This window comes from Candidatus Darwinibacter acetoxidans (assembly GCF_041936445.1).
In the GTDB taxonomy this organism is placed as follows: Bacteria; Bacillota; Limnochordia; order Darwinibacteriales; family Darwinibacteriaceae; genus DTU010.
In genome coordinates this window covers 25489-35098 of the sequence record NZ_JBHGXH010000303.1, presented here as the reverse complement: position 1 = coordinate 35098, position 9610 = coordinate 25489, and the positions used below count along the sequence as shown (strand labels likewise).

The following is a 9610-nucleotide window of genomic DNA, read 5'->3' as shown; positions in this document are numbered from 1 at the left end:
AGTCTTTTTCGCGCGCCCAAAAACACTCGTATGTGTCTGCCATCTCAAGATCTGTCCAACTCTGGGCGCATTTTCAGGCCAAGAGACACAAAAAGGAGCGTTGCTCCTACTCAATCGAGTAGTTCTGCAACGCCCCCTTTTCTGTGCGTCCGGCACAACCACCGAGCCGTTGGGTTCGTGTGAAGGCGCGGTTAAGTGACAAGTGCCTAGGCCAGTTCAGGCGGGAGCCCTGGGGAGGGTCTCCCGCTTTTTGGTAGCAATGCAGGAAAGGAGAAAACAGATGGCGAATGTACGGGAATGGCTGTAAAGGAGGATAGAGGTATGCGAGTACTCGTAAACGGAGCCAACGGCAAGATGGGGCGTGAGGTCTGCAAGGCAGTGCGGGGAGCTTCTGACCTGCAGTTGGTGGCTGGCGTAGATCCCGCCGGTCGTCCCCAGGACGGGCTGGCCGTTTTTACTGACCTGGCCCAAGCGCTTCGGGAAGCTGAGCCCGATGTCGTAGTGGATTTCACCACACCGGCGGCGGTGCAAAAGTCCATGGAGCTCTGTTTGGCCCGCAACGTACCCATGGTCATCGGCACAACGGGCATTAAGAGCCACGAGCTGCAGGAGTGGCAGGCCCGGGCGCTCCAGGAAAACTGGAAAGCCATTATCGCTCCCAACTTCGCCATCGGAGCAGTCTTGATGATGCGCTTTGCCCGAGAGGCGGTCCGCTTTTTTGAGCAGGCGGAGATCATTGAATACCACCATGCAGAAAAGCTCGATGCCCCCTCAGGGACGGCGCTGCGCACTCGAATGCTTATGGAAGAAGTACATCCCAAGGAGATCCCCATCCACAGCGTGCGGCTGCCGGGGCTGGTGGCCCACCAAGAGGTGATTTTGGGTCTGCCGGGACAGACCTTAACTATCCGCCATGATTCCACCAACCGGGAAAGCTTTATGCCCGGGGTTCTCCTGGCCATTCGCCAAGTTCACAGGGTGAAGGGCCTGGTAATTGGACTAGAACACATTCTCTTCACCGACATATAGTACTAGTGAGTTTCGGTGAGGAGGGCTTGTCATGGCTGGGCAGCTTGCCGGCACACCAGTGAGTATGCTGGGCTGCGATGAGCGGGAAGTGGAGCTGGCGGCAGCTCTACTTGCTTTAGGGGCGGACCTGCATCTGGTTGGTTTCCCGGAAGCGGGGCCCCTAACCAAGGCGCTCCATTTTCGCCAGGCCAAGCAGGCGGTGCTGGGAGCCAGGGCGGTGATTGCACCCATGAGCAGCACCGACGCTGCGGGCAGGGTGGTCAGCCACATGGCCGAGGAAGATCTGGTCATCGATCTGACGGAGGTCATACCCCTGCTGCCCGGCGGGACTCCGCTTTTGATCGGTGTTGCCCGGCCCGTTATCCGCGGCGTGGCCGCCCAGTACAACCTCCGCTTGGTGGAAATGGCGGAGATCGATGAGATTGCCGTTTTGAACTCCATTCCCACCGCGGAAGGGGCCATCCAGGTGGCCATGGAAAACACCGCTGTCACCATCCATAATTCCCGCTGCCTGGTTCTGGGTTTTGGCCGCTGCGGGAGCACCTTAGCCAGGAGCCTGTATGCCCTGGGTGCCCATGTGACCGTAGCTGCCCGCTCCGCTAAAGACCTCGCGGGGGCTTTTGCCCTGGGCTGCGAACCCCTGCCCCTGGCCAGCCTGCAGCGGCACTGGGATTTCGACATCATCTTCAATACTATACCAGCCATGGTTCTGCCCCGCTCTTACCTGCGGCAGCTGTCCAGGGACACAGTGATTATCGATATTGCCTCTGGTCCTGGCGGCACAGATTTCACCGCAGCCCAGCAGCTGGGGCTGAAGGCCATCCATGCCCTGTCACTGCCCGGCAGGGTTGCTCCGAAGACGGCCGCGGCCATCCTGGTCAAGACAGTTCCTCGCCTGCTCGAAAACCTGCTGGGAGAGGAAGACCATGGCTCTGAACGCTAAGAGAATCGGTTTCGCCCTCACGGGCAGCCACTGCACCTACCAGGAGATCTGGCCCCAGGTGCAGAAACTAAAGGAAGCGGGGGCGGACATTTACCCCATCGCCTCTCCGGCGGTGGCGGAAACAGATACCCGCTTTGGCGCGGGGGCAGAGATCACTGCCCATTTCGCCCAACTGGCCGGTAGGCCGGTCATCACCACCATTGTGGAAGCGGAACCCCTGGGTCCGAAGACCCAGTTGGATGCCCTGGTGATTGCACCCTGCACAGGCAATACCTGCGCGAAGCTGGCCAACGGCATCACCGATACGGCTGTGCTCATGGCCGCCAAGGCGACACTGCGCAACGGGCGGCCGGTGGTGCTGGCCATTTCCACCAATGATGCCTTGGGGCTGAACGCCAAGAACCTTGGAGTGCTCCTCAACACTCCCAGGGTGTTTTTTGTGCCCTTCGGTCAGGACAATCCAGAGGAAAAACCGCGTTCCTTGGTGGCCGACATGGATCTAATTATTCCCACCCTGGAATATGCTTTACAGGGCAAACAGATTCAGCCCGTCTTGATTGCCAGAAAGCTGAGAGAAGTCAAGTAATAAGGAGAGATCTGCCATGAAGAAGCTGCATGTAGCCATCCTGGGCGCAACTGGCATGGTTGGCCGGGAGCTCCTGGACATTTTGGTGGAAAGGGACTTTCCCATTGCCAAGCTCACCCTCATGTCCTCCGCCCGCTCCGCCGGGAACAGGGTTTTGGTGGGGGGCAAGGAGTACGCGGTTCAGGAGGCATCCCCCGAGGCCTTTCAGGGGGTGGATGTGGCCTTTTTCGCCGCGGGAGGGCAGGTGAGCCGGCAGTGGGCGGATATCGCGGTGGAAGCTGGCGCTTTGGTCATTGACAACACCAGCGCTTTCCGGCTGCGGGACGATGTGCCCCTGGTGGTACCGGAGGTGAACGGGGAAGAAGTCCGCAACCATAGAGGCATTATTGCCAATCCCAACTGTTCCACCATTATCATGGTCCTGGCCCTTAAGCCCATTTTCGACCGGGCCGGCATCAAGCGCGTTGTGGTTTCCACCTACCAAGCCGTGTCCGGTGCGGGGGGCAAGGCCATGGACGAATTGCGCATGCAGACCGAGGACTACCTGGCCGGCCGGGAGATGGCGGCGAACATACTCCCTGTGGCGGGCGCACCGCGGCATTATCCCATCGCTTTCAACTTGATCCCGCAAATTGACGAATTTGCCGAAGACGATTACACTAAGGAAGAATGGAAGATGGTCCGGGAGACCCAGAAGCTGTTTAAGGCTCCTGAACTCAAGATTTCCCCCACAACCATCAGGATTCCAGTGATGCGCTGCCACAGCGAGAGCATCAACGTGGAAACGGAAGCTCCGCTCTCACCGGAGGAGTGCCGGGAGCTGCTCAGGGGAGCCCCTGGCGTCCAGGTGGTGGACGATCCCGCTGCGCAGGAGTATCCCATGCCCCTCTGGGCCACGGGTAAGGATGCGGTCTATGTGGGGCGGATCCGCCGGGATCCCACGGTTGAAAACGGCCTTAACCTGTGGGTGGTTGGCGATCAGGTGCGTAAGGGAGCGGCCCTCAATGCGGTGCAAATCGCGGAACTGGCCCACAAATTAGGCGCCATCTAGGTGGGGTGAGAGCGTGAGAGTGGTTGTGCAAAAGTTCGGCGGAAGCTCCCTATCCACCGCCGAGCTGAGACGGGAGGCCATGCAGCGGGTTTGGGACGCGGTGGATCGGGGTTTCACCCCGGTGGTGGTGGTTTCCGCCATGGGACGTTTCGGTGACCCCTATGCCACGGACACCCTGTTGGAGCTGGTGAAGGAAGCCAATCCTAAGGCGCAGGGGGCCAACGTGGATCTGCTGCTCTCCTGCGGAGAGATTATCGCCGCGACCCTTTTTGCCGAGGGTTTGTGCTCCCTGGGTCTGCCCGCTGTAGCCTTGACGGGGTGGCAGTGCGGCATTACCACAGATGATGTGCATCTAGGGGCCCGGGTGCTCAAGGTGCACGGGGAAAGGCTGTGGGAGGTTCTGCACCAGGGCCGGATCCCCGTTGTCGCTGGCTTCCAGGGTGTGACGGAACAGGGCGTGGTGACCACCCTGGGCCGGGGGGGCAGTGATACCACCGCGGCGGTTCTGGGCGTGGTGCTCAAGGCCGAACGGGTGGAGATCTATACAGATGTGGACGGGATCAAGACCGCCGATCCCCGAATTATTCCCGATGCCCCCACCCTGCAGGTCATGTCCTATCGGGAGGCCATGGAGTTGGCGCAGATGGGTGCCAAGGTGCTCCACCCCCGGGCGGCGGAGATCGTCATGGAAGAAGGGATTCCTGTACAGGTGCGCTCCGTTCAGCACTCCAAAGGCGGTACCTTCATCGGCCACGGGGTCAAGCCGCAGGCCGCTTTAGGCGCCGAGCAGATAGCTGATCGGGTGGTAACAGGCGTAGCCCACCTGGGCAAGCGGGCGCAGGTAAAGGTCAGGGGCGTTGAGAACTTCCACACTTCAGGCCTGGGTGCCCGGGTTTTCCAGGTGCTGGCTGAGGCCCACGTCAGCGTTGATTTGATCCATCTATCCCTGGACTACATCGTCTTCATTATTGATCAGGCCAAGGTGGAAATCGCCCAGCAGGCCTTGGCCCCCTTGGGCCTGGAGGTGGAGATCACCGGGGGCTTTGCGAAAGTGTCCGTGGTGGGAGCGGGCATGCATGGGGTGCCGGGGGTTATGGCCCGTGTGGTCAACTGTTTGAGTGCCGAGGACATTCCCATCTACCAGACCAGCGACTCCCACGCCAACATATCCTGCCTGATTTTAGAGGAAGATATAGGCAGAGCGGTACAGGCGTTGTATAGGGAATTCCATCTCGATTCGATTTAGGAGGTTACTACTATGAAAGCAGGTCAGGTTCTCACCGCGATGATCACGCCCATGAACAAGGATTGTTCTGTGAACTACCCGGCGGCGGTGGAATTGGCGCAAAAACTGGGGGAAAACGGTTCCGATGGGGTGGTTTTGAGCGGCACCACCGGAGAAAGCCCCACCCTGAGCTTTGAGGAAAAGGTCAAGCTCTTTTCCACGGTGACGGATGCCCTGGGGGGGCAGATGACCATCATTGCTGGCACGGGATCCAATAATACGCAGGACAGTATTGCCCTGACGAAGGCTGCGGAAAAGGCGGGAGTGGACGGAATCATGCTGGTAACTCCCTATTACAACAAGCCTTCCCAGGAGGGTCTGTACCAGCATTTCAAGACCGTTGCGGAGCAGACGTCCCTGCCGGTGATGCTCTACAATGTCCCGGGGCGCACGGGTGTGAACATTCTGCCGGAGACCGTGGCGCGCCTGGCGGAGATCGACAACATCGTAGCCATCAAAGAAGCCAGCGGCAATTTGGAGCAGGTGAGCGTGCTCAAGACCATGGTGCCCGAGGACTTCCTCATCTACTCGGGGGACGATGCCCTGACCCTGCCCATCTTGGCGGTGGGGGGCGCCGGAGTGGTGAGTGTGGCCAGCCACCTGGTGGGCCGGGAGATTAAGTCCATGATTTCAGCTTTTCTGGCCGGCCGGGTCGGGGATGCCCTGGAGATTCACCTCAAGCTTATGCCCTTGTTTAAGGCCATGTTCATCACCACCAATCCTGTGCCGGTGAAGCGGGCTTTGGAATTTGTCGGTGTGGACACCGGGCCTCTGCGCCTGCCCTTGGTGGATCTTACCGAACAGGAAGCCCAGAAAATCAAGGAAGTGCTGTTCAGTGTGGGCTTAGGCTCCTGACACTTTCTGCCTTTTGGGATCAACCCCCTACCTGGCCGCTGCCGGGAGGGGGTTTTGTTTTTCGCGTTTGATTATTTCCCGCGCTCTGTGTATAATATAAGAATCTGTGACTTGTTCGGCTTAAGTGGAACGGTAACCACCCCAACGGGCGGCAGAGGTGGTTAATTTTGTTGCGCGGACTTGAAAAAGTCATAAGTTTTGGAGGTGTTTTCAACTGCATGAATAGAGAAGAAAAAATACGCATACTGCCCCTGGGCGGTTTGGGCGAGATCGGAAAGAACATGACCGTCTACGAGATCGGTGAGGATATAGCCATCGTGGATGCCGGGGTCATGTTTCCCGAAGACGATATGCCCGGGGTTGATCTGGTGATCCCAGATATCACCTACCTGGTGGAAAATGCCCACCGGGTCAAGGCCATCTTTCTTACCCACGGCCATGAAGACCACATTGGAGGTGTGCCCTACGTTCTACGCCACCTGAACGTGCCGGTGTACGGGACCAGGCTCACCTTGGGTCTGCTGCGGGTCAAACTGATCGAGCACGGCTTGGAGCGGGGCACGGTACTGAAAGAAATCAGCCCCGGCGATCGCATTAAGGTGGGCAATCTCGATGTACAGTTCATCCATGTCAACCACAGTATTGCCGGGGTGGTGGCCGTGGCCTTCCATACTCCCTTGGGAGCCATCATCCACTGCAGCGACTTCAAGTTTGACCAGACTCCCTACGACGGCCGGGTAGCCGACCTGTACGCCTTTGCCCGTTTGGGCCAGGAAGGTGTCCTGTGCCTGCTTTCCGATTCAACCAATGCGGAAAAGCCCGGCTACACCGCTTCCGAGCGGACGGTGGGCGAGACGTTCCAGAATATCTTCAGCAAGGCCCCGGGGAGGATCCTTGTGGCCACGTTCGCTTCCAATGTGCACCGCATTCAGCAGATTTTCGATGCAGCGGCGCGGGAAGGCCGCCACGTGAGCATCACTGGGCGCAGCATGATCAGGACCATCGAAGTTGCTTCGGAACTGGGGTACCTGGACATACCCGACGGCGTCCTGGTGGAGCTGGGAGACTTGGAACGGTACGACAAGAACAAGTCCGTGGTCATTACCACCGGCAGCCAGGGGGAGCCCATGGCGGCCTTGAGCCGCATGGCCATGGCCGAGCACCATCACATTGCCATCGCCCCTGGGGACACGGTGATCATCTCTGCATCGCCCATTCCCGGGAATGAGAAGTCGGTGGGCCGGATCATCAACCAACTCTTTAAGGAAGGCGCCAACGTGGTATACGAGCCCCATTTAGGCGTGCATACTTCCGGCCACGCCCAGCAGGAAGAACTGAAATTGCTGCTCAATCTATGCAAGCCCAAGTACTTCATGCCCATCCACGGCGAACACCGCATGCTGCTCAAGCACGCGGAGCTGGCGGAGGCCACAGGCGTCCCCAAGGATAACATCATCATCGGCGAGATCGGCCTGCCCGTGGAATTCAGCCAGCGGGGCCTGCGCATCAGGGAGCGGGTTGTTTCCGGCCAGGTGTTCGTGGACGGCCTGGGCGTCGGCGATGTGGGCAATATTGTCCTGCGGGACCGGCGGCAGCTTTCCACTGACGGCATCGTCATCGTGGTGGTGACCATGAACAAGAGTGCCAACAAAGTCCTGGCAGGTCCAGATGTTGTCTCCCGCGGCTTTGTCTATGTCCGGGAGTCCGAAGAACTCATGGAAGAAGTGCGCCAGCGGGCCAAGGAGGCCATTGACAGCTGTATTGCCCAGAACAACACCGACTGGGGCGCGCTGAAGGGAGCCGTGCGGGACAGCTTAAGCCGGTATGTCTGGGAGAAGACCAAACGCCGCCCCATGATCCTGCCCATCATCACCGAAATCTAACGGTCCATGTTTAGGGCCCCTCCTTTCTCATCATACTAGGGGATGAGAAGGGAGGGGCTCTTTGTGTTCGAACAGACTGAAACGGAAAACACGCCCGCAAGGGAAACGCCTGCCCTGCAGACCATCAGGGAGCTGGGACAAACGGGTACCCCCACCGGTGGCCCGCTGGAGGAGATGCCCTTTCACTGCTTAACCATCATCGGGCAGATCGAAGGGCATCTTGTACTGCCGCCCCGGAACAAGACTACCAAGTACGAGCATGTGATTCCCCAGCTTGTGGCCATTGAACAGAATCCGAAGATCAAAGGCCTTCTGGTGGTCCTCAACACCGTGGGCGGAGACATCGAAGCGGGCCTGGCCATCGCAGAGATGCTCAAGACCATGACCACACCTGTGGTGTCACTGGTCTTAGGGGGAGGCCACTCCATCGGCGCCCCCATTGCCGTGGCGGCAGACCACTCCATCATCTCCGAGACAGCCACCATGACCATCCATCCCATCCGCTTGAGCGGTCTGGTGATCGGGGTTCCCCAAACCTATGAATACCTTGACAAGATGCAGGAGCGGGTGATCCGCTTCATCGTGCACCATTCCCGCATTCCCGAAGGGGTGCTGCGGGAGATGATGTTCCGCACGGGAGAACTCGTTCGGGATGTGGGTACGGTGCTCGTTGGCGCCGAAGCGGTGCAGGTGGGCCTCATTGACGAAGTGGGGGGAGTGGGCACGGCCCTACAGCGCTTGGCTGACCTGGCTGCCGCCACAAACAAAGGGGGTGTGCATTGATGCTCTACACGGTGCTCCCTTTGGAAGAGGTTCTGGAAGGCCTGGAGGAGGATCCGCCGAGAACCATTCAGCTGGCCGTGGGCGGAATCACGGTGGAGGCGGAGCCTTTGGGCAGCTTCCAGGCTAGGGTGGTGAGGGTTTTGAGCACGGACCCCAGGCATTTTCTAGAGCCCCACTGCCAGCCGGGCAGCATAATCCACGGTCAGATAGTCTAGGCGGTCAGAGATTCTCATATGGTCAGATATGAGGATCTTTTTCTTTGCCATCCCTGTGGTTTTGGGCATCAGCATTTTCCTACTGGGCTTAAAACTCATGACCGCCGCCCTGGAGACGCTCTTGGGGTTTCGCCTGCGCTCCGCCTTGATCCGGTTCACAGAGGCGAGAACCAAGGGTTTTTTGCTGGGACTGCTGGTCACGGCCTTCATCCAGAGCAGCAGTGCCGTGGGTGCAGCCTTGGTGGTGCTCGCCGATACCGGGGTGCTCAGCCTAACCCAGGCCCTAGGGGTGATGCTGGGGGCCAATGTGGGCACCACCGTGACCGCGCAAATCGTGGCTCTCCCCCTGGAAAGCCTGGCTCTGCCCTTGTGTGCGGTGGGGCTGGCGGTGCGCTATGGGGCCAAGCGGCGCCGTATGGGCACCGCCCTCTTTGGTTTAGGGGCGGTTTTTTACGGCCTCTCTTGTACAACAGCTGCGCTAGCCCCGCTGCTTCAAACCCCCGGCGTGCACAGGATCCTAACCTCCCTCACCGCTACTCCCCTGGAGGCGGTGTTCTTCGGCATGCTCTTGACCGCTTTGGCCCAGTCCAGCAGCGCGGTTACCGGGCTGGTCATTGGCCTAGTCAAACAGGGCCTCCTGCCGGTGCCAGTGGCGGTGGGGGTGGCTCTGGGCAGCAACGTGGGTACCGTGGCCACCACACTCCTGGCCAGCCTGGGGCGGGGCCGGGCCAGCCGGGCCACCGCCTACGCGGATCTCCTTTTCAACCTGGGGGGCGTTGTGTTGGTGCTCCCTGCGTTCCCTTGGTTTGTCCGGTTTCTTGCCTGCCTTTCCGGGGATCCCGGGCGGCAGGTGGCCCATGCCCACACTGTGTTCAATACCGCCACGGCCCTCTTGGCTCTGCCTTTTCTTCCCCAGTTGGCTGGTCTAGCTTGGTGGGGAGCAGGAATCGTTGGAAGGAACAAGAATAATTTAGGATGAC

10 protein-coding genes are annotated in these 9610 nt (G+C 59.5%); all 10 read left to right on the top strand.

Going from position 1 to position 9610, the window contains the following annotated elements; genetic code table 11:
• The first annotated feature begins 321 nt into the window (after positions 1-321).
• The 10 genes from dapB to ACE4YL_RS12695 all read left to right on the top strand — a co-directional run bounded on the left by dapB (position 322) and on the right by ACE4YL_RS12695 (position 9609).
• Positions 322-1029 (top strand): 4-hydroxy-tetrahydrodipicolinate reductase, encoded by a 708-nt coding sequence (dapB, locus tag ACE4YL_RS12740; protein ID WP_461359444.1) that lies wholly within the window; start codon positions 322-324, stop codon positions 1027-1029.
• 31 nt (positions 1030-1060) lie between these two features.
• Positions 1061-1972: a dipicolinate synthase subunit DpsA gene (gene dpsA / locus ACE4YL_RS12735; RefSeq protein ID WP_461359445.1), complete on the top strand. Its 912-nt coding sequence runs from the start codon at positions 1061-1063 to the stop codon at positions 1970-1972.
• Entirely contained in the window at positions 1956-2558 is a 603-nt protein-coding gene (locus ACE4YL_RS12730) for a dipicolinate synthase subunit B (RefSeq protein WP_461359446.1), read from the top strand. The genes dpsA and ACE4YL_RS12730 overlap by 17 nt, the downstream gene beginning before the upstream one ends.
• Before the next feature lie 16 nt (positions 2559-2574).
• Entirely contained in the window at positions 2575-3609 is a 1035-nt protein-coding gene (locus ACE4YL_RS12725; RefSeq protein ID WP_461359447.1) for an aspartate-semialdehyde dehydrogenase, read from the top strand.
• A gap of 13 nt (positions 3610-3622) precedes the next feature.
• Positions 3623-4855, top strand: a complete 1233-nt coding sequence (gene dapG / locus ACE4YL_RS12720; protein WP_461359448.1) for an aspartate kinase — start codon at positions 3623-3625, stop codon at positions 4853-4855.
• A 12-nt stretch (positions 4856-4867) separates the two neighbouring features.
• Entirely contained in the window at positions 4868-5749 is an 882-nt protein-coding gene (gene dapA, locus ACE4YL_RS12715; RefSeq protein WP_461359449.1) for a 4-hydroxy-tetrahydrodipicolinate synthase, read from the top strand.
• Between the two features lie 218 nt (positions 5750-5967).
• Complete coding sequence (locus ACE4YL_RS12710; protein WP_461359901.1) at positions 5968-7632, top strand: ribonuclease J; 1665 nt, start codon at positions 5968-5970, stop codon at positions 7630-7632.
• Positions 7633-7674: 42 nt separating this feature from the next.
• A complete protein-coding gene (locus tag ACE4YL_RS12705; RefSeq protein WP_461359451.1) occupies positions 7675-8415 on the top strand; it encodes a ClpP family protease in 741 nt (246 codons plus the stop codon).
• Positions 8415-8630 (top strand): YlzJ-like family protein, encoded by a 216-nt coding sequence (locus ACE4YL_RS12700; RefSeq protein ID WP_461359452.1) that lies wholly within the window; start codon positions 8415-8417, stop codon positions 8628-8630. The genes ACE4YL_RS12705 and ACE4YL_RS12700 overlap by 1 nt, the downstream gene beginning before the upstream one ends.
• Before the next feature lie 28 nt (positions 8631-8658).
• Positions 8659-9609 (top strand): Na/Pi cotransporter family protein, encoded by a 951-nt coding sequence (locus ACE4YL_RS12695; protein ID WP_461359902.1) that lies wholly within the window; start codon positions 8659-8661, stop codon positions 9607-9609.
• The last annotated feature ends 1 nt before the right edge of the window (position 9610 follow it).

Excerpts from the sequence above, each read along its gene's own strand:
- dpsA (WP_461359445.1), top strand. The coding sequence starts at position 1,061 with ATGGCTGGGCAGCTTGCCGGCACACCAGTGAGTATGCTGGGCTGCGAT.
- ACE4YL_RS12700 (WP_461359452.1), top strand. The coding sequence starts at position 8,415 with ATGCTCTACACGGTGCTCCCTTTGGAAGAGGTTCTGGAAGGCCTGGAG.
- ACE4YL_RS12710 (WP_461359901.1), top strand. The coding sequence starts at position 5,968 with ATGAATAGAGAAGAAAAAATACGCATACTGCCCCTGGGCGGTTTGGGC.
- ACE4YL_RS12730 (WP_461359446.1), top strand. The coding sequence starts at position 1,956 with ATGGCTCTGAACGCTAAGAGAATCGGTTTCGCCCTCACGGGCAGCCAC.
- ACE4YL_RS12725 (WP_461359447.1), top strand. The coding sequence starts at position 2,575 with ATGAAGAAGCTGCATGTAGCCATCCTGGGCGCAACTGGCATGGTTGGC.
- dapB (WP_461359444.1), top strand. The coding sequence starts at position 322 with ATGCGAGTACTCGTAAACGGAGCCAACGGCAAGATGGGGCGTGAGGTC.
- ACE4YL_RS12705 (WP_461359451.1), top strand. The coding sequence starts at position 7,675 with ATGAGAAGGGAGGGGCTCTTTGTGTTCGAACAGACTGAAACGGAAAAC.
- ACE4YL_RS12695 (WP_461359902.1), top strand. The coding sequence starts at position 8,659 with ATGAGGATCTTTTTCTTTGCCATCCCTGTGGTTTTGGGCATCAGCATT.
- dapA (WP_461359449.1), top strand. The coding sequence starts at position 4,868 with ATGAAAGCAGGTCAGGTTCTCACCGCGATGATCACGCCCATGAACAAG.